The following is a 725-nucleotide window of genomic DNA, read 5'->3' on the forward strand; positions in this document are numbered from 1 at the left end:
CGGTCGAACTACATCACCTACAAGACCCTCAATGGACAAAAAGAGGTGACCGTATGGGGTAAGACGCTGCTTGAGGAAATCGTACGGGAGAAAGTCGAGGTGGGTCATGTCATCAAGCTTAAAAAGGAAGGCGCTGTAGCCGTTGAGGTACCATCGTATGATAAAAATGGCGAAGTCCAGGGCTACAAGACAGTCAAGCGCAACGAATGGAAAATTGAAAATAACAGTATTGAAGGGCCGGATAGAACAGTCACAATGGCAGAAAAGTTAGAAAAAGCAGGAAAAAAAATTAACCTTCATACCCCTTAACGTCAGAAAAAGCAGATGAAAGAGAAACTCCAATTCACTGAGGTGAAGGATGAGGTGTTGCGGCCCAAGATTAAACTCGGGCCTAGGTTGAAATTCTGAGCGGTGTTCAGTAAGTGTCAACCTTGACCAAAACGAAGTGGTCATACGGGACGGTCACACCGGCGCTGAATTTCCATGTGTCTTTGGGTGCCAGGTTACTGGCAGTGGCAATGGCGTTGCCTACCAGAGCGTTATTGGCGTCGTACAAATTGAAATGTACGAAAACGTTCCCTAGTGCTTGATCCTTGGTGTTGGTTGCTGTACCTGTAATGTATGAAATCGACGGCGTTTGGCCTGGAACTGCTTGCAGGTGGCCTACAGTTACGGGTGATGGTTCACTGGCGATAACCGCCGCTGAAAAGTAACCGTCCGGCCAA

At 47.7% G+C, this 725-nt stretch carries 1 protein-coding gene and 1 pseudogene; one reads left to right on the forward strand and one right to left on the reverse strand.

The window, feature by feature from the left end:
* Positions 1–309 (forward strand): annotated as a pseudogene (locus ALO43_RS30815) (MobP1 family relaxase); the annotation flags it as partial.
* A gap of 106 nt (positions 310–415) precedes the next feature.
* Here the strand turns inward: ALO43_RS30815 and ALO43_RS31225 are convergent.
* A complete protein-coding gene (locus ALO43_RS31225) occupies positions 416–694 on the reverse strand; it encodes an FxLYD domain-containing protein (RefSeq protein WP_054998173.1) in 279 nt (92 codons plus the stop codon).
* Positions 695–725 lie beyond the last annotated feature (31 nt).

This window comes from Pseudomonas tremae (assembly GCF_001401155.1).
Classification (GTDB): domain Bacteria; phylum Pseudomonadota; class Gammaproteobacteria; order Pseudomonadales; family Pseudomonadaceae; genus Aquipseudomonas; species Aquipseudomonas tremae.